The organism is Olivibacter sp. CPCC 100613 (genome assembly GCF_036959255.1).
GTDB lineage: Bacteria > Bacteroidota > Bacteroidia > Sphingobacteriales > Sphingobacteriaceae > Olivibacter.
In genome coordinates, this window is sequence record NZ_JAWMTI010000007.1 from 123,759 (window position 1) to 144,014 (window position 20,256).

General features: G+C 43.3%; 11 protein-coding genes. All 11 read right to left on the bottom strand.

Annotation, left to right across the window (positions count from 1 at the left end):
• Window positions 1-92: 92 nt before the first annotated feature.
• Window positions 93-1,571 carry a RagB/SusD family nutrient uptake outer membrane protein gene (locus RYH73_RS20000; protein WP_335315255.1) on the bottom strand — a complete coding sequence of 493 codons (1,479 nt, stop codon included), beginning with the start codon at window positions 1,569-1,571 and terminating at the stop codon, window positions 93-95.
• 18 nt (window positions 1,572-1,589) lie between these two features.
• Window positions 1,590-5,060 (bottom strand): TonB-dependent receptor, encoded by a 3,471-nt coding sequence (locus RYH73_RS20005; RefSeq protein ID WP_335315256.1) that lies wholly within the window; start codon window positions 5,058-5,060, stop codon window positions 1,590-1,592.
• Between the two features lie 188 nt (window positions 5,061-5,248).
• Window positions 5,249-6,427 (bottom strand): FecR family protein, encoded by a 1,179-nt coding sequence (locus tag RYH73_RS20010; RefSeq protein ID WP_335315257.1) that lies wholly within the window; start codon window positions 6,425-6,427, stop codon window positions 5,249-5,251.
• A gap of 108 nt (window positions 6,428-6,535) precedes the next feature.
• A complete protein-coding gene (locus RYH73_RS20015; RefSeq protein ID WP_335315258.1) occupies window positions 6,536-7,102 on the bottom strand; it encodes an RNA polymerase sigma-70 factor in 567 nt (188 codons plus the stop codon).
• A 570-nt stretch (window positions 7,103-7,672) separates the two neighbouring features.
• Window positions 7,673-7,888: a hypothetical protein gene (locus RYH73_RS20020; protein WP_335315259.1), complete on the bottom strand. Its 216-nt coding sequence runs from the start codon at window positions 7,886-7,888 to the stop codon at window positions 7,673-7,675.
• A gap of 41 nt (window positions 7,889-7,929) precedes the next feature.
• A complete protein-coding gene (locus RYH73_RS20025; RefSeq protein ID WP_335315260.1) occupies window positions 7,930-10,569 on the bottom strand; it encodes an alpha-L-rhamnosidase in 2,640 nt (879 codons plus the stop codon).
• A gap of 37 nt (window positions 10,570-10,606) precedes the next feature.
• On the bottom strand, window positions 10,607-11,350 hold the full coding sequence (locus RYH73_RS20030; protein ID WP_335315261.1) for a 3-keto-disaccharide hydrolase: 744 nt from the start codon (window positions 11,348-11,350) through the stop codon (window positions 10,607-10,609).
• A gap of 37 nt (window positions 11,351-11,387) precedes the next feature.
• The gene (locus RYH73_RS20035; protein WP_335315262.1) at window positions 11,388-12,695 is read right to left on the bottom strand and encodes a Gfo/Idh/MocA family protein; all 1,308 of its coding nucleotides are present in this window, start codon (window positions 12,693-12,695) and stop codon (window positions 11,388-11,390) included.
• Window positions 12,696-12,767: 72 nt separating this feature from the next.
• Window positions 12,768-15,512: a family 78 glycoside hydrolase catalytic domain gene (locus RYH73_RS20040; protein WP_335315263.1), complete on the bottom strand. Its 2,745-nt coding sequence runs from the start codon at window positions 15,510-15,512 to the stop codon at window positions 12,768-12,770.
• Window positions 15,513-15,545: 33 nt separating this feature from the next.
• Entirely contained in the window at window positions 15,546-17,084 is a 1,539-nt protein-coding gene (locus RYH73_RS20045; RefSeq protein WP_335315264.1) for a RagB/SusD family nutrient uptake outer membrane protein, read from the bottom strand.
• A 10-nt stretch (window positions 17,085-17,094) separates the two neighbouring features.
• On the bottom strand, window positions 17,095-20,166 hold the full coding sequence (locus RYH73_RS20050; RefSeq protein ID WP_335315265.1) for a SusC/RagA family TonB-linked outer membrane protein: 3,072 nt from the start codon (window positions 20,164-20,166) through the stop codon (window positions 17,095-17,097).
• Window positions 20,167-20,256: the final 90 nt, after the last annotated feature.

Here is a 20,256-nt window from a genome sequence, read left to right on the forward strand (position 1 = left end):
TTGATTGTTTGGTTCTTTATGCTTGATCATAAAGAACCAAACAATCAAAGCAAAAAGAAAAAAATCCATTTTTGCGGTGCCCGATTAAAAGATTACCATCCAGGGTTCTGCTCAAATCCATTTAACCGAATTTCCCGTTCGGGGATAGGGTATAGTAACATGTACTCTTGTATATTATAAGAGGCTTTACTTAAGCGAGATAAGCGTTGCTTTTCTTCAATCCCATGTTGTGTTATCACTTCAATGGCCTTTGCCGTCCGAAGCAACTGAAACCATCGATGATTTTCGAAAGCAACCTCTACCCGCTGCTCATGTGCAATTGCGTCACGAAGTGCGGCTTGACTTAAGTCCGATACGGGTTGTAATCCTGCTCTTGCACGTACTTGATTCAAATAAGGAGAAGGATCGCCCCCTTGTTCGTTGATGGCTTCAGCCAACATGAGTAACACATACGCATATCGATAAATCGGCCAATTTTCATTGGCGCGGCCGTCCTCCAAAAATGGCGGATGGTAATATTTTTTAATAAAAGGAATTTTACCATCGAACGCTACCGCTTCTTGAAACGAAGCGTTCGAAGGATCATCGAATAATTGTATCGATGCCGCTCGGCGAACATCCCCTTCTTCATAAGCATTCCATATACTGGGTGTCGGAATATTTGTTCCTCCTAACTTACCGGGAAAACCGGTGAGTTGCATTTTTCCATTGTTCGGACCAAAAACGAAAATAAAATTGCTCGCCTCTGTTTGCAAGGCAGCGTCGTATTGAATAGAAAACACATCTTCCGCATTATTTTTCGTTGCCGGATTAAAGTTATCCGCATAATTTGGCAGTAAAGCGTACTGGAGGGTCGTCACTTGTGTTAAAGTCGTAGCCGCTAATTCATATTCTTTCCTTGTCAAATAGACTTCACCTAACAACGTTAGCGCCGCACCTTTGGTGGCACGCCCTCCTTCTGCGCCACTATACGATTCGGGCAAACTTTCTACAGCTCCTTGCACATCGCTAATAATCTGTTCGTAAACTGCATCAACCTCTGCCCGCCCTTCGGAAAAAGCATGCTCAGGTTCGGCAACTTCGTGAATCAGCAAGGGAACTTTTCCAAAAAGACGAACTAAATAAAAATACTGCAACGCTCGTAGAAATTTCGTTTCACCGATATATCGATTTTTTAATGTCTCATCCCCAAATGCCACGGCATCTACTCGATCTAAAATAACATTGGTTTGTTGGATATTATCATATAAAATCCGCCAGCAAGTATTGACATAATTATTGGTGGAGGTAATCATGAACTCGTCAATCTCTTCCCTTTGCTGTGCTCCCCGATCCGTTTCATCGAACTGATAATTCGTATTATCGGCCCGCATTTCGGTCAGCGCCCAAAAATCACTGGTATACAGTCCCTGCAAAGAGGCATAAGCGCCGTTTACAGCCCGTAAAATCTGACCTTCCGTTTGATAATAATTCTGATCACTTGAAAATGAGTAAGGTTCTACGTCCAGTAGGTTCTTACACGATGAGCTAAGTAATAGCAAACATCCTACTATATATATTCTTATTTTCATTAGAATAAATTTTAAAGTTTAAAAGGACACATTCGCTCCTAAGGTGAATATTCGGGGAACAGGGTAATTGGAGTAGTCGATCCCGGGTACCAGAGCCCCCGTGTCTTCCCGATTGTAATTCGTCCCTTCGGGATTGCCACTATATCCCGTAAACAGGAAGGCATTCTGGACAGTACCGTATAAACGCACTTGTTGAATAAACTTATTTTTTCCTATACCGTTGGGAAGGGTATAACCCAACGTAATATTTCTTATCCAGGCGTAGTCTGTTTTCTCAACCGAATACGAATGGGTGTCCCGAAACATAACACGACCGCGGCCGGTACCGTTGGTAGTCGGCACCCTTCCACTACCTGGTTGTTCCGGCGATCGCCACCGATCGGCAATTTCTTTTCTGACATTGAACACCCCATCAATATTACCCGTATAAAAGTTCGTTGCTCGCAACATTTCTGCACCGACAGATCCCACGACCAATACCCGAAAATCAAACTGCTTATATTTCAATGTATTGGTAACACCCCATGTAAAATCGGGATAAGGATTGCCGATAACGTCAAAATCTTCTACTGGTGTAATTTGTCCGTCACCATTTACATCTTTAAACCGCATATTACCCGGAATCGCTCCAGGAAAGGATGGATAGCGTTCCAAGTCGGCTTCGTCTTGATAAATACCTTCTACCACATAGCCAAAGAGCATGCCTACCGGACTTCCAATTTTAGTGATGTTCGTTGGATTCCCTTCACTACTGGTTCCCGAGTAAATAGGGTCACTACTTCTACCTAATGCCAATACTTTATTGCGGTTGAAAGAGACGTTAATACTGGTACTCCAATTGAAATGATCTTTTGCAATATTCACCGAATTAATGCCCAATTCAAGTCCTTGATTCAGGACATCACCCCTATTCTCCGTCACGGTGCTGAATCCGGAGGACTCCGGAATTTCAACATTCAGTAATAAATCCTGTGTATTGCGGTGATAATAATCAACACTGACGGTTAGCCGATTATCAAAGCCGACAAAGTCAATCCCCGTATTCAACTCCCGCATCTTTTCCCAGCCCAAATTTGGATTCCCTAAGGTATTCATGATACGCCCACTCGCCAAGGTTCCATTAAACACGTAATCGTTGGTACCGATGTTGCTCATATAAGAATAATTTCCAATATTGAAATTTCCCGTAAAGCCATAGGATGCACGAAGTTTAAGCTCATTCAACCAACTCACATTCTTTAGAAAATTTTCATTTGAAATCCGCCAACCCAAAGCCAGCGAGGGAAAAACACCCCAACGATTGTTGGAACCAAAACGAGACGATCCATCACTCCGAACGGTGGCGGTTACAAGGTATTTATCCAAATACGCATAATTTGCCCGTGCCAGATACGAGATCAAGGACCAATCACTTTTATCCGTTCCGCCCGTAATACGTGCAGCAGCATTCAATGTTTCAATATCATCATCGGGGAATTGATTTCCCGTAAAATCAGCAGATTGATTTTTTTGGGATTGAACACTAAAACCCACAAGAGCGGTCAACGAATGTCCATTATCGGTATTGAGATCGTAGTTCAACGTATTCTCGTTCAACCAGTTTAAGTATTTCGATTGAATGTAACGGCCACTGGGGACGGAAGGTGGTGCGGCATTCTGATTTCCTAAAATCGAAGGACGGAAATATTCGCTGTTTCCATCTTCATAATCGACATTGAAGGTGGTTTTGAACCGTAGATTATTTAGAATACGATACTCAGCATAGGTATTCATTAGCACCTTGATCCGACTTGCCTTATTGGTTGTTTCATTCAATACCATCACCGGATTGGGTACACCGAAAGTACCTGGCGACTGGATGTAGGCGTTGTAGCTGCCATCCGGATTATATACTGCCGGAATCGAACTGGCAATATCAAAACCTTCATCCCGTCCTTGCCCTCTTACTCCACCTCGGGTATAAGTTAAGGAAGGTGAGACATTCAATCCCACTTTAAACCGATCCGATAAATCGGCGTCCACATTGGTTCGGAGCGAAAAGCGGTCAAAACCCGTATTCAACATAACACCTTCCTGGTTGAAATACCCTGCTGAGATATAGGTTTTCATCTTCTCGGTTCCCCCTGAAACGCTCAAATTGATATCGGTCATGGGAGCCACACGGGTAACCTCATCGAACCAATTTGTACCCTTACCTATTAACTCAGGATTTCGGTAAAGTTCGGGGACATCTTCCAATGTGGGCTCACGACCTTCCTCAAAACGAATCTTATCCATGATAGCCTCTTTACGCCATTGTGCAAATTCCTGTCCGTTCATCAAATCAGGGCGTCCTGTCTGCGGCACTTCCTGGAGGCCCGTACTGGCCGATAATTGCACAGTCGGTTTTCCACTTGCTCCCCTTTTTGTTGTAATAATGATGACCCCATTTGCTCCCCGTGATCCATAAATTGCCGTTGCAGACGCATCCTTTAAGACAGTCATCGAAGCGATATCCTGAGGATTGAGTGCGCTCATCGGGTTGGATTGCTGATCAGATGATGAAGGAATCGGAAATCCGTCGATCACGTATAAGGGTTCGCTACCCGCGCCGATTGCACCAATTCCCCTCACTTGTATTCGGGGACCTCCACCGGGAGTACCATTAGAAGTACTCACATTGACGCCCGAAACTTGTCCGGTAAGAGCCTGATCTGGGCTGGATATGGCCTGTCCGCGCACATTTTCCATCGAAATAGGTGCAACCGATCCTGTAACATCTCTGCGTTGCTGACTTCCATAGCCAATAATGACGACTTCCTCCAGTCCTTCAAACGAAGCGTCCAGCACGACGTCAATTCGTTGTCCATCTCCCACGGATACCTCCTTTTCTTGAAAACCAATGTTCCGGAATACCAATACTTGTCCTGGGTTGGCTTGAATTTGATAGGCGCCATCGGTGTTGGTTGAGGTACCTTTAGCGGAACCTTTAATGAGCACCGACACACTTGGAATTGGCAAACCCGCGGAGTCCGTAACAGTACCGGAAACGATATGCTCCTGCTGTATTACGGGCTGTTGCGATTCCGTGCTGGCCTGTCGCTTCTGAAGAACGATTAATTTGTCTTTGATTTGGAAGCTACAGGGTTGATCCCTAAAGATATAATTTAAGGCCGTTTCGACACTTACATTCTTCAGTGAAACACTAAGCGGTTTCATCAGCTCGATATCATTTTTTTTATAAAAGAAGGTATACCCCGTTTGCTGTTCTATATTGACCAGCAATTGAGCTACTGTTGCATTTTCCCGGTTTAAGCTAACCTTCTGCGCCAGTATCTTTTCAGCAACTGCCGTTTGCAAACATGCGGTGGTTAATACCACGAGCCACATATTCATAAAAAAAAGCTTTTTTAGATCTATAAACCAGCGCTTTTCTGCTAATAAAATATCCTTCGCGCTGATGCACAGACTGCACAGACACAGTCCTTTGTCAAATTGATTAATTTGCATAATTTTGCAAGGTTTGTGGTTTATCTTGGTTAAAGAAAATAGCTCGTCACGCTATGAATAATTGACACAGATTTACCCTCATCGAGACCGATAGTGCTCGCAACACTATCGGTTTTTTTTGTAAATCGGCTTCTTCGATATTAGTCGCTAAACGTCATACATAATTCCTCCTTTCTTCAATTGAATAATTATATAATGATTAACTTTTTTCCCTCGATCTTACACTTCACCCCAACCGTCTCCAATATGCCGATCGCTTCTGTTAGACTTAGGGATCGTGGAATTTTACCAACGTAAGTCTCTGCAAATTGCTTTCTCTCATATATCACTTCCAGTCCATACCAACGTGCAAATTGTTTTAATACACTTTGAATATCCGAATCATGGAAGCTGAAATAGCCCTTTTTCCAGGAAATAACCTCCGAGGCATCTACGCTTCTAACGTTGATTTTTGATGCCTGATGACTCACCTTTGCTTGCTGATTTGGTTTTAGAATAGCCTCCACATCGGTATGCGTTTGCTTCACCTTAACGGAACCCTTAACAAGCGTTGTACGGGCCCATTTATCATCGTGATACGCATCGATATTAAATTCGGTACCCAATACGTATACCTCCTGTTGTCGGGTTTCAACAACAAAGGGAATCAGGTCGCTCTTACCGTCGCGGTTCACGGCGAAGTAAGCCTCTCCATCCAAGCGAACGCGGCGTTCAGATTTAGAATGAAATGAAAAACTAATTTCCGATGCGGCATTCAACCACACGGTACTCCCATCAGCCAATACTAGCTTATAATCTTTACCAATCGGTGTTCTTACAATCGTATGATAGGGTTGATCTCGAGCTGTTACATCGCTTCGTTTGTTCATGCAACGTATGACGTTGGTATCAAGCTTATGAATAACGATCCCTTCCATATTTAGCTCGGTTCCTGTTGGCAAATCATCCAGATTAACCGCTTCTCCGTTAGGTAAGCGCATCATCGTCTTATCCTGATTCCATGCCAGCTTCCCCTGTTTGATGGATACCGCTTTTTTTGCGACTTCCTGCTTTTCTGCATTTGGTTTATTAACATACATTAAAGCACCGACGATCATAAGACAGACGATGGATGCGGCCACAAAAATTAAACGCTTATCTAACCAAATACGCCTTGTCCTTGTATCGTTTAAAGAGGTTAAGCCCTTAATTTTATCAAATAATTGTTTACGATACGCCGCTTCACTACCTGCGAATTTTGATCGAATAATAAGCTCTTCATCCTGCCCTTCATTATACCAGTCAGCAAATTCCTTCTTTTCATCTTCCGTGATGGTATTATTTAACCACTTCGCCGCTAGCTCCTGATATCGCGTATTTTCTTTCATTGTAAATAATTGGTCTTTATAGGATGTCCTTTGTGGAAAAGAAATCCCTTACTTTGATTAAAAAAAAATTTAAAAATATTTTTGTACTGCTGAGGTGCGCAGCATTGGTTATAGAAGGGTAAATATAAAATGGCTTAATTTCGCACGTAGAACACGTATTGCTTTGCCCATATGGGCTTCCACAGTCTTCTCACTAATCTGTAATTCTTCGGCAATTTGTTTTTGAGAATAACCAAGATCTCGACTTAATTTGAAGACCAACCTGCATTTTTCGGGCAGATCGCGTACATAGCGATTTAATTGATGAAAGAGTTCATTAAACTGTAACCATTCTTGCGTCGAATTGTCGACAAAATTACTGGACACCAAGCTGTTAATATAGTGCTGTTTATTAAAATATTTATCCAACACTTTGATGACGCGATATTTAACCGATACCGCTAAATAATTGCCCAATGAAGTATGAATTTCCAATTCTTGTCGCCGATTCCAAAGATTCACAAAAATATCCTGTACGATTTCTTCCGCATCTTCAAATCTTTCCACTTTGTTACTGGCAACCGTTAAAAGTTTTTTCCAATAACGATTATAGACCTCCGTAAAAGCTTCTTGGTCATTATTTGTTAAACGCGTTACCAAATCTATATCTGACAGGTTTTTATAAATTGGCTTCATTATTGGCTAACTCGGTGGAAAGCAAAGCTACTAAAAACGGTTAGACTGCTATCCTGTACCGTCCTGATTTAAGCGTCTCTAAAACATTTATTTAAGCGATCAGCTCATTTTCCCCGCTCAATATTGACTGATTGGCTAATTAGCTACTTCCCTACTCAACGATTTAACTACATTACTATTTACCTACTTAGGCCATCCCCGTGATAGCCGTACGAGATACGTACTAAAGAAAAGCAATGGAACAGGGATGGAAATAAAAGGGATAACGGAGGACAGGTGGATGTAACGTGGATATAACGTGGACTTGACGTGGATTTCACGTGGACTTCTAGATTGTAAACTTTCAGGAAAAGACGGTTTTTGATCGGTTGATTCGGTGTAGGAGATTCTTTACAAAGATACGAAAATTCTTGCTATTGTATAGAGAAGAAAAGCTCGAGTGTTGTATATAAAGAAAGGTTTGCTTTAGTCACTTTTTTCCGCAAAAAGTAACCAAAAACTCCTCGCTTGGAACTTTGCTACAAGCGGTAGTGCATCAACGTGCAAACCGCAAATTTCCTAGGCGATATTTCAGTAGAACGGAGGGCTTTTGCGGGCAGCTGGTAAGCCCTGTGCGTGGGAAGAATGGCCTTGGAGGATACCGAGGCAACGAGCAGCAAAGCATTTGCACGTCCGTTCATATTGCAATACCCAAGCGGATTGAGGAAGTGAAACGGCTCCAATACGCGCCGGTAATGCTTTGCAATCAGGTGCAAGGTACCCTACACTAGCCTTGATTTTGCTCAACTTTTATCAAGAAAAGTTGAATAAAAAAACCTTCCTTTTCCTTATATATCAAATTCATGACTACCTGCAGCTAACGTTCTTTTCTCTCCAGACGGTAGCGTCAATGTTCCATCGCTATTAGGGGGAATCGTCAGCCAAAGCTTTATATGTTTTCCTTTCCTTTCCCAGCGTGTTGTGATTTTACCATGAGGTCCGATATGCGAAGCTTCAAAATTTTCCAGTCCCTCTACAAAATGGGGTTCGATAAGAACATGTTTAAAGCCCGGTTTTTCAGGATCCGGTTTGATACCGCCCAATCCTTTGTATAACCAAGCGCCAATTTCACCAAACATGATATGGTTGAGGGAAATATCGTGTGCCGATTGAATATTCCAATTCTCATACAGCGTCGTCGCCCCATTCTTTATCCACCATCCCCACGATGGATAATCTTCCTGGGCTGCCACTTTATAGGCCACATCGGCATAGCCATTTTCACTGAGTGCATTTAAGATCGCCTTCGTACCCAGCAAGCCTACGTCCAAATGATAGTGATCTGCCGCCACGCGATCTGCTAGATTCTTCGCTACCTTTTCTCGCAAAGTTTCAGGGACGATATCCCAAAACAGCGGCATACTCAATTCGGTCTGAACCCCTTGTCCGTATATTCCCGTTTCCTTATTTAAATATTTAGTATTAATGGCGTCCTTTATCTTTAGACAGAGTTGTTCATATCGCTTCGCGTCCTCTTCTTTTCCGAACAGTTTAGCCGCTTTTGCTAAAATCGTCGCATCTACATAATAGTAAATAGATGAGGACAGTTCCACCGGGGATTTCGACTTCACCGGCACCCAATCACCCAACCCCCAAGTTGTAAGCCCGCTTGGATACGTAGCATCAATGTGATCGACATAGCGTTTTATTCCTCCATATGAATCTTTCAATAGTTTACTGTCGCCGTAAAAAAGATAAATATTCCAGGGAATTAAGGCAATTGTACTCGTCCAATCCGGTCCGTTACCCCACTCATATCCCCAGCCACCCGTTGGAATGATAGACGGTAATACACCATTTGCTTGTTGTTCATCGCGATGATCAGCCAGCCACTTTTCATAAATTGTAATGGCATCAAAGCTATATAACCCGGTTTCGACAGCAATATGCGCATCCCCTGTCCACCCATTTTTTTCTCGTTGCGGACAATCCGTTGGGTATCCAAATAAATTCGATAAATAGGAGCGGTTCGTTGCTTCCCAGATTTTATTGATCACTGGATTAGAGGCGTGAATAGTGCCGATCTGCGGAACATCGCTATGCATAAAGTAAGCACTTAGGCTCTCTTCCACTAAATTTACGGGGCGACTACTTGTCACTTCCACATACTGAAAGCCCTTATAATTAAAAGCAGGCATAAAATGATCTTCGCCTCCACTGAGTATAACGATATCAGTCTGAAAAGGATCTTTATCATCCGTAGGCCGATAATGCTGATCGATATTAGAAATGTCTACATGCCCATTATCATAAATCCGTTCCCCGTGTTTTAGTCGGACAACCGTTCCCGCTTCGCCTTGTATTTGTAGCGATGTAACACCGGATATATTAGTCCCAAAATCGAAAACATACGTCGTGTCATTAACCTGATGTAAACTTTTTGCTTTCAAGGGTGTCACATTTCGAATAGGATGCATCGCCTGCGATACAATATGTTGAGATGGTGCTGCCCGGTAAAAAACCTCCTTCCAGGTACTATCATTAAAATCCGCCTGATCCCATCCTTTTTGTGCTAAGCGCGCATCGTAATGCTCTGCCGTATAAATACTGTTGAATATCAAAGGCCCGGTATTTGTCTTCCACGTCTTATCACTAACAATTGTTTCAACAGAACCATCCGCATAAGTGATTCGCAAATCCATACAAAAAGTTGGCCGTGCACGCCAAGGCGCTTTATCAAAAAACCAGACAGCGGTCGACTGGTGATTATACCAACCATTTCCTAAAAGAACACCCACTGCATTTCCACCTTCCCGAACTTGTTTCGTCACATCGTAACTAACATATAAATTTCGACGATCAAAGCGCGTATAAGCAGGATCTAAACGATGATTTCCAATTCGTTGACCATTGATGTACAACTCATATAATCCACCAACGGCAATATAAGCGCGTGCTGATTTAATCGGCTTCGAAGTAGAAAAAGTTTTTCTAAAATAAGGTGCCGGCTTTACCGTGATATCCTGACCATCGGAAATCCAGCTACCTTGCCAATTACTTGACGTCATCATTCCTGTTTCAAATGAGCTAACAGTACTTTCCACTGTGTTTCCCCCCTCATCCCACGCTTTTACCTTCCAATAATATTTGGTGAAAGCCTGTAGGTTTTCCCCTTCATAGTACGTCAATGGCTGATCTTCGGAGATTCTGCCTTTTTTATATAAATTTTTGTCGCCCTTCAATGTTGCCAAGGAATCACTATTTACGTATATTTCATAGGCTGTTTGCTTAAAATCCGATTTTGTTGTTTCAAATTGCCAAGTAAATCGGGGATGTGCCTGGTCGATACCCAAAGGAGCGGGAAGATGCTCTACGCGTAGGTTAACAAGCTTGGTATTTTGTGCATATACACCTTTACCACTAAAAAAAACTGCAAGAAAAACAAAAAAACGGAAGCCGAAGGCGATGTGGGATTTACGAGGATACATTATTTGAATTTAAAAATTTAACTGTTTATAGATATCGTTAAGGATTTATTGTTGGGCCGTTTGTCCCTGGTGGAAGTTCAATAATCTGAAGATTGCGAAAGTGTATTTCGGCCCCTTCAGATTCCAAGCACAGATAACCTTTCTTACGAGATGCCTGTCTTACTCCATTTACAAAACGACCGTTAACTGCGAGCTTGATGGTTCCATCTACACATATAACATCGTAGGTATTCCATTCCCCTTTTCCCTTGCATCTATTTTCGATCGACTTGCTCCGCTCTCCACGGGGATTATCAGGTATGGTAGTTGTACCACCGGCTCCGAAAAGTTCGCCATGTACATAAGCAATCGGTGGCTTTTCTCCATTTTGCATATGTTGATTTACCCAGTCGAGCTCCAGCATTTGTACCTCAACCCCTGCTGGAAGTCGGCTTTTCTCATCTGGTTTAGCATCACTCCAGACGAAGACACCGGAATTCCCACCTGCCTCCATATGACGCCACTCTACATGCAAAATAAAATTCTCATATAACTTTTCCGAACGCATGACACCGATCGGTTTGCCGGTACATTTTAACAGTTCTCCTTCCACATACCAAGTAGCTGAATCGGTATTGACGTTGAGCCAATTCAACGCATGCTTCTGCACCGTTGTCTCGTTCAGGGTCTTTTCCAGTGGCATCACCTGGCCGAATGTTATTGCTCCCGACTGTGCTAAGGCGAAGAAATTAGCAGAACAGGCAAAAAGAAGCAGCATGAGCACAGATTTCATTATCTTCATATGCGATACGTGTTTTGATTTTTCACAGCCTATTAGATTAAACAACCTTCGTTTTTCCGGGCACGGCTATTCCCGGCCCTTCCCATTTCAGATCCCATGCATATTCTTCCATTGTGGGTCCGAGTCTATCCTCGGATTGCATTGCCTGCTCCCAGGTAATCGTCTGACCACTATAGGCTACCATTCGCCCCCAAACAGCGAGCATCGTGCTATTGGCCATCCATTCTCCATCATTGATGGGTGTTCCTTTACGTATCGCCGCAAATAACTCGTCATGCTGCGTCTGGTACATATTATTCTTTTTATCGTTGTATTTCCAATTCGTTTTACCAATAAGCTGAATTGGGCCCCCTATATTAATAAGCGCGCGTCCGTCAGAGCCTAACACTTCAACACTATTTCTATTGGAAGTTCCCGCTTGTTGTCTTGTAAAATGAAAAGCGCGTGCACCGTTCTCATATTCAAATTCAATCGCAAAATGATCGTAAATATTGCCATAAATTTCAGAAGTACGTACCTGACGCCCTCCCGTTCCAGTTGCTTTTATCGGCATTTTATCCCCCATGGCCCACGACATCATGTCCAAACTATGAACGGCCTGCTCAACAATAAAGTCACCCGAAAGCCAATTGTAATAATACCAGTTGCGTAATTGATAGGTCATTTCAGACCACGCGGGCTGCCGCGGTATTGACCATAATTCTCCCCCATTTCTAAAGGTTGATACGGTATTCACAGCGCCGATCGCTCCTTCAAGCACTTTACCGAAGACCGCTCTATTGGCCCAATCATAGCGAAAGCAAAAACCGGAGACGAGACATAAATTACGTTCTTTTGCCTCCTTTACGGCATCAAGTACTTTTCGCACACCAGGCGCGTCAACGGCAACAGGTTTTTCACAGAAGATATGCTTGCCCGCTTTTACGGCCGCTGCTAAATGATCCGGTCTAAAACCCGGCGGCGTGGCTAACAGGACCACATCGATATCGGCATCCAGTACTTTTTGATAAGCATCGAAACCAATGAAGCGCTGTTTTTTATCCACTTTAACTCTTTTTTCGTCGATTTGGGATAATGAAGCCAATGCTTGTTCTAAGCGATCTTCAAAGATATCACCCAAAGCAGTGATATGGACATTCGGATCGGCTTGTATCGCTTGAGCTGCGGCTCCTGTTCCTCGACCACCACAGCCAATCAAACCAACTTTCAACGTCGGTTCTTTTGCTGCTTGGAAGGCAAGAGAATTTTGATGATAAGCCAGTGTACCCGCCGCCATTAACATGCTCGACTTTTTTAAAAATGTTCTTCGGTCTGTTTTTTGTGGTTTGAACTGGTTGTACTTCATAATTATACGGTTTGTTTATGCACTAAAGTATAAAAAAATAACCTTTTCAAAAGAAGCATTTACTTATGTACCCTAAAAACAAGTAAATGTGTACTCCCCCGAGTTAACGCTTAGCTGTGCCTTACCATCTGCATAATCAACAAACTGCACCTGTTCATGATCATCAAAACGCTTACGCAGTGCGACTTCGCTTTCCTTGCTCATCGGCAAATAGAGAGTGGCCTTTGTATTGGCGGGGATAATAACCCGCACTAGTAACTTTCCTTTTCGTTTTTTCCACTGCAGGGCAATGGGTCCGTTAATGGATGCATATTCAGCCCTCACCCAATCCAAACCCTGTACGATTTCCGGTTCAAGATGTAATATTCGAAAACCGAAGTCATCAGGTGCCTGACGAATTCCTCCAAGGCCACTGTATAGCCATTCCATCAAATGACCAAGCATCATGTGATTATTGGAGACATATTTCAGGGCAGGCCAAGACTCGGTAAGGGCTGTGGCCCCGTGTTTTAATTGATAACCATATCCCGGGACATCATCGCGATTGTTCATCTCGTAAATAAGCTGCGAGGCGCCTGCTCCTTCCAAAGCCCGTAATAAATATCGATAGCCCACATCGCCTGCCGTTAAAGCATGCTTATTTTTTTTGATGGAATCTATTAAATTTGCTGCTACCCTTTTTCGGTCCATATCAGGCACCAATCCCATGTAGAGCGGCATGGCATACGCCGTTTGGCTACCCGTTGCATAGGTACCCGATTCTTTTTGATAAAATTGATGATTGAAAGCCTGTTTGATGTCATCTGCCAATGCACGATACGCGGAAGCTTCTTCCGGTTTATCAAGGGCAGTCGCAATCTTTGCCATTAAATCGGCATCATAAAAATAGGTTGCGGTGGCCGTCAACGCAATCGGCGTCAATTGAGAAACCCCGGGATCCTTTGGGCCCAGGTCGAACCAATCGCCTAAACCGTGTGACAGGATGTGCCCATCGGCTTTATGCTGCAAGTAGGTTAGGTATCTTTTCATCATGGGATAGGCTTTTTTCAACACAGCTTGGTCACCATACCATTGGTATAGATACCAAGGGATAATAATCGAAGCACTTCCCCATTCGGGCGAGTCCCTAAAACCTCCTTCAAAAGGCACATACTCAGGAACAATATCAGGCACCAAGCCATTGGTCAACTGCGCTTCCATCATATCGTCGATAATTTTATTATACAAATTGTATACGTCGAAATTGTATTTGAGTGATGCACCAATCAAATGTGTCTGTTCCAACCACCCTAATTTTTCGCGATGAGGACAATCAGTTGCCACACTTGCCAGGTTACTTTGTATACCCCATTTAATCAAGCTGTTTATTTTATTAAAAAGGGGATTCGAACAACTAAAACTTCCAGCCGTAGGCATGCTATTCCGCGTATGCAGTAACTGAACTTCGACGGCCGACGGTGAAATCCCCTCGCAGCTTATCAAAGCATATCGAAAACCATAGTAAGTAAATCGCGGTTGCCATATTTCCTTTGCGCCACCCTTTAAATTGTACTCGAAGAAATAGGGAGATCCAGACGCTTGTTGATATGGCAAACCTTGATCGTCCAATACCTCTGCCGGAATGATTTTTACCCGATCACCGGCATGCCCTTTTACGTTTAGACGAATAATGCCCGATGCATTTTGTCCAAAATCGACCAAAAGTTGATTGGCTTTTATTTGCCTTTTTTCTACTACATCAAACACGTCCATTACCTTTAATGGGTAATCCCTTTGAGCGTGCAATTTTCCCTGAGGTCCAGATAGCACGCGTACTCTTTTCCATGCATCATCAACGAATGGATGTGCATCCCAACCTTGCTGTTCTAAACGGGCGTCATAGTCTTCCCCCCCATAAATGCTGCTAAAAATAATGGGTGACGGGCTCGTTTTCCAGGAGCCATCGGTATTGATCCATTCCTCACTACCATCCCGATAGCGCAACAACAATCGCGCCCGGAGCATCGGAAAAGCCTCCGCGCGTACCATTTTACGATAGCGCTCCCGATTGATATACATAAAGCCTGTACCTACCAAAGCACCTAGTACATTTTCACCGACCTGCAGTTGGTCCGTTACATCATAGGTATTATACAGGCAGCGTTGCTCATAATTTGTCCAGCCTGGAGCGAGAAAGTCATCCCCGATTTTTTCACCATTTAGTCGCGCTTCGTATTGTCCCAGACCTGAAACAAATAAATAGGCTTCCTTTGGCATTTTTGAAACGACAAAGGGTTTACGAAAATAAGGTATGATGGCCCTTTCCAATCCCTTTTTACCCAAATGGTCGCCGTTCATATGCACCCCCGGCATCACTTTTAAGGTTGACGCCAATGTATCATAGGCAATCCAATTGCTTGCTTCCCACTCTTTTTGGTTTAATATACCGGTAACAAATTTAGCCGGGACACTCCAGGCCGAGACCATCCCTTTTCCGTCCCAAATCCGCACGCGCCAAAAATAGCTGCGTGCGGATTCTAAGGGTATTCCTGCATAAGGTATAAAAGACTGCTGATAACTCCTGACTTGTTTTGAGTCCCAAACATCCGGACTGTTCTCTTTTACTTTTTCGATCGAAGAAAATACTTGAATCTGCCAAGCCTTTTGTTCCACTCCCTTTTCTCTCGTATCAATCTGCCAACCAAATCGCGGTATTTGAGTATCTAGACCCAATGGTTTTTCCCGCTGTTCAACCGTTAAATGGCGAAGTCGTAGCTTGCCTTGCGCGGGCAGGTTCAGCAAAACCAGTATAGCCAAACCATAAAAGAAATACTTCATAATCATCTATTTTATGCAGATCTACTCGGACGACTAATATCCGGGATTTTGTGTTAATTGATTGTTCAACTGCATTTCCAAATAGGGAATCGGAAACAGCAAGCGACTTTCCGTTACATGATAGGCATTCCTAGATATAACATTATATTGCTGTTTCATTTCTTCTCCATGTGCGTTCATTACTTCGATGGCTTTTCCCGTGCGTACGAGGTCGTGCCAACGATGATTTTCGTAGGCAAGTTCCACCCGTCTTTCATGGGCAATTGCATCAGCAAGCTCCCCCTTACTGCTTGTAGTAATAACCGGCAAAGTAGCACCGGCTCGTTTCCGTACTTGATTGATGTAATCCAAAGCCTCTCCAGGCTTGCCATTTTCATTTAAGCACTCCGCTAATAGTAAGAGAACATCCGAATAGCGGTATATTGGCCAGTTATCGTCTGTATTTTGCTCTCGGCTATGTGTGTGCAAATATTTTTTCACAAAAGGTTTCGCTATTTTTCCTGCAGGCAACTGATACCCTTCACTACTCTTTACTGCTTGTATCTGGAAATTCCCATCGCTTCCAATGATCCCTTCGGCTATACCAACGGACGCATCTTTTCGACTGTCGCCCGCCTCATAGGTATTCATCATATCGCTTGTAGGAACATTCCATCCACCCGAGTTTAAGGTATTGGAAGTGATCCCGGTTATCAGTTCCACGTTCGTTGACTTTGGAATAAACCAATAGGTGAACATACTTTGCTGTCCTTGATCACCCATCATAAACTGTATCTCAAAAATGGACTCTCGACTGTTTTTGTTACTGGGAAGAAAAACATCTGCGTAGTTGGGCAGCAGGTTGTACCCCATCGTAGTAACCGCCTGCAATAGAGGCTCCGCTTCCGTAAAATTCTTCCGAGTCATATAAACCTCCGCCAATAACGTAGAGGCCGCCCCTTTGTTAGCTCGACCACTCTGTGGAAAACTAGGCGACGGTAATTTTTCAATTGCATCGCTTAAATCTGCTATAATGACGTTATATACCTCATCAACGGTCGATCTTGGTAAAAAGGCATCCCCTTCTTTCAGTACTTCTTTTAAATAAAGCGGTACCCCTCCGAAATAACGAACCAAGTTAAAATAGTAAAAAGCACGCAAGAATTTGGCCTCTCCGATAATCGGATCTTTTGCTGCCTGATCAAAACCGGCCATTTCGATGCGGTCCAAGATCGTATTGACACGGGCAATACCAGTATAACTATTATTAAAATAATCATTTGTCCATTGATTTTGCGCATCGTCCAGAAAGTCGTCAATATTCTCCCGGCGAATGATATGAATTCCCCGATCCGGTGCATAATAATCATAATGTGTATTGTCGGAACGCATTTCGCCCATCAGATAACCGCTTTCATTTACACTTGCTCGTAACGATTGATAAACACCATTTACGGCTTGTTCAAATTGCTCTTCTGTTTCATAAAAATCGTCTGCGTTTGGTTCAGAATCAGGCGTAAGCTGTAGAAAGTCTTTCGAACAGGAAGACAAACTTAAGACAAATAATAATATCCAGATTATATTCTTTTTCATGATCATTTCTTTAAAATCCAACATTTATTCCGAAAGTGAAAGTACGTGGTACCGGGTAGGATGTTTGGTCGATACCTAGACGTAAAGGATTCTCTGCGTTAACACTTACTTCCGGATTCATTCCAGGGTATTTGGTTAACATCAAAGCCTCTTGTATACTGAGGTATGCGCGAATATTCTTGATATACTTATTATCGTTAAATTCGAAGTTCCTACCAAGCGTTACATTACGCAGGGATACATAAGTAGCATCGTATACCCAACGCGAATTGGTAAAGCGGAAAAGCTCTGTTGTGCCGGCCAATGTACGAGGTACCTCTCCATTACCCGGGTTTTCAGGCGATCGCCAACCATTCAACATATCCTTTCGCACATTGAATACACCGTCCAGATTTTCAATATTTTCATAAGTAGCAGCCATGGTTTGCGCGCCTACCGAACCGGCGATCAAAAAGCTTAAGTCCCAATTTTTATAGCGAAAGTTGTTGGTTAGACCGAAAATAAAATCGGGATTAGGGTCTCCAATAAAGGTCCGGTCATTAATATCAATCACACCGTCTCCATTGAGGTCCTTCATACGTACGGTACCTACCTGCGATGATTTATGTTTTGGCTGGGTATCAAATTCCTCCTGGTTCATATATACCCCATCGTATACATAACCGAAAAACTGACCAATTGGCTGTCCAACGGCAGTACGATTGAAATCACCTTGCTCCGTATATCCACCAATGGGTGTATTGTTCGTTCCCAGCTGGAGTACCTCATTCCGATTGAATGTAATATTGAAGTCGGTAGACCAGCTTAGCGCTCCGGTTAGGTTTTTCGAGCTGATCCCAATTTCGTGTCCCCAGAATTTAAAGGCACCAATATTCGTCCACACAGAACTAAAGCCCGATGCCCTGGGCAACTCAACCGGATAGAGCATCCCATCGGTTTTCTTATGGTAATAATCATATACAATGCTGATCCGATCGTCCAATAATCCCAACTCCAATCCGATATCCAATTGTTTAGTTGTTTCCCAACTAAGCGCCGGGTTACCCAAAGAAGTAATCGACAAACCTTGGGCCAGGGAACCGTTTAAAACGTAATTGGTTGGTCCCATCATCGCTATGGAACGATAGTCACCAATGTTATTGTTACCAACCAAACCATAACTTGCCCGCAACTTCAAGAAAGAGATTTTTTCATTTTCTTTCAGAAAGTTTTCCTCACTCGCAACCCATCCAACCGAGACCGAAGGGAAGGATCCCCACTTACGGTCATTTCCAAACCGCGAGGAACCATCGCGACGCATGGCAGCTGACAACAAATAACGTCCTTTAAAACTATAATTTAAACGTCCTATCAATGATTCAAGCGACCAAGCGGTGGTGTTGCTCGCAGCTCCAAGAACCGTTGCGCCTGCACTTAACCATGGAATCTGATCATTTGGGAAATCCGTTTTATTAATAGCACTATTTTCTTGGCGATATTTCTGCGTGGTATAACCAGCCAATAAGTCGAAGCTATGTTCGCCGACTACCTTGTTATAGGTAAAGACGTTTTCATTTAACCAAGAATAATAAGTCTCTGTATTGTATTGACCCGTTGCCCTTTGCGGAGGAGCCACAAACAGACCGCCACCCGAAGTCGAAGACACGTAGAGCTGTTGCGTTTGCGCACCAATATCAAAGTCGGCACGTGTTTTAAATTTCAACCCGTCCCATATTTTATATTCCCCATACACATTTCCCAGTACACGCGTTCGCTTATAGTTGTCCAATTTTTCCTTTAATACACGGTACCAATTTGGGTTGGGAAACATACCGAAGGTATTGGTGGTAAGTGGCAAAGAACCATCCGAGTTAATGGCCGGAGAAATCGGGCTAGTGATGAAAGCGCCATCAATAACCTGTCGTTGCCCATCTGTATTTGTTAAGGTATTATGGTCTAACTGCAATGTAGGTGCAATATTAAATCCGAGTGTCAACTTATCGTTGGGTCTGAACTCATTATTTGCACGGAATGAAAAACGCTGATATCCTGTATTCAGTAAAACACCTTGTTGATTAAAATAGCCCGCGGTTACTGCCGTGCTAAATTTTTCACTGTTGCCCAAGACAGACAAAGAATAATTTTGGATGGGGGCTGCTTGGCGAAGCAATATGTCATACCAGTCGGTACCCTCACCGTATTGTTCCGGATTTGCATAATCCGCTGGTATTTCTGCTACACCCGTCGCAGGGTTAACCCAATTTTCGTACTTTATTTTATCTTCATAGTAATTTTTTTGCCATTGGGCGAACTCCCTAGCATTCATCACGTCCGGGCGCCCCCGTTCCGGTACATATTGAAGGCCGCCATAAGCGGAGAAGTTAACGGTAATCCCTTCGCCCTTTCCCTTTTTCGTTGTTACAAGGATGACACCATTTGCAGCTCGCGAGCCATACAAGGAGGTAGCTGAAGCATCTTTTAAGACAGAGAAGCTTTCTATTTCATCTGGATTGATATTGCTGATGTCGCCCGTTATAGGTTGTCCGTCTACCACATACAGCGGTGTATTACCTGCGTTCATGGAAGCCGAGCCCCGAATCCGTACCGCCATCCCCTGACCGGGCCTTCCGGTAGTTTGGCTGATCTGTACCCCTGGAACACGGCCTTGCAGTTTTTGGGAAAATTGACCAACTGGAACATCTTTCATTTCGGTAGCTTCAATTTGTGAAATCGCACCGGTCACCTCTTTTCGTTCCTGCGTACCATAACTAATGACTACCTCATCCAATACCTGAGCCGATTCGCTTAATTGGATATTGATGATTTCGTTATTCGCGATCACAGATGTATCGCGATAGCCGATAAGTTTGAATTGCAAGTTTGCTCCTTTCGGCACTTCCAATTGGTATTTACCATTTAAATCCGACTTCGTTCCCTGCTTTGTTCCGCTAATAAGTATAGATACACCTCCGAGCGGCCCGGCCTTGTCGCTAACGGTTCCTCGTACCACCAGGCCTTGCTGCGCGGTACTTTGCAAATAAAAGGATAGCATCAACAACAAGAGAAGCCCCTTCCATAATTTTGGTTTACTTGATATTTGCATATCTAAAATTTTAGGTTAAAAATTTGATTAATAATTAACTTCTGACGCTAATTGGTTTTAGCAAATTAAAGAGAAACCAAGAAGAGCGGC

Bases quoted from the DNA above. Each gene is read 5' to 3' on its own strand.
- RYH73_RS20000 (WP_335315255.1), bottom strand. From the start codon at position 1,571: ATGAAAATAAGAATATATATAGTAGGATGTTTGCTATTACTTAGCTCA.
- RYH73_RS20005 (WP_335315256.1), bottom strand. From the start codon at position 5,060: ATGCAAATTAATCAATTTGACAAAGGACTGTGTCTGTGCAGTCTGTGC.
- RYH73_RS20010 (WP_335315257.1), bottom strand. From the start codon at position 6,427: ATGAAAGAAAATACGCGATATCAGGAGCTAGCGGCGAAGTGGTTAAAT.
- RYH73_RS20015 (WP_335315258.1), bottom strand. From the start codon at position 7,102: ATGAAGCCAATTTATAAAAACCTGTCAGATATAGATTTGGTAACGCGT.
- RYH73_RS20025 (WP_335315260.1), bottom strand. From the start codon at position 10,569: ATGTATCCTCGTAAATCCCACATCGCCTTCGGCTTCCGTTTTTTTGTT.
- RYH73_RS20030 (WP_335315261.1), bottom strand. From the start codon at position 11,350: ATGAAGATAATGAAATCTGTGCTCATGCTGCTTCTTTTTGCCTGTTCT.
- RYH73_RS20035 (WP_335315262.1), bottom strand. From the start codon at position 12,695: ATGAAGTACAACCAGTTCAAACCACAAAAAACAGACCGAAGAACATTT.
- RYH73_RS20040 (WP_335315263.1), bottom strand. From the start codon at position 15,512: ATGAAGTATTTCTTTTATGGTTTGGCTATACTGGTTTTGCTGAACCTG.
- RYH73_RS20045 (WP_335315264.1), bottom strand. From the start codon at position 17,084: ATGAAAAAGAATATAATCTGGATATTATTATTTGTCTTAAGTTTGTCT.
- RYH73_RS20050 (WP_335315265.1), bottom strand. From the start codon at position 20,166: ATGCAAATATCAAGTAAACCAAAATTATGGAAGGGGCTTCTCTTGTTG.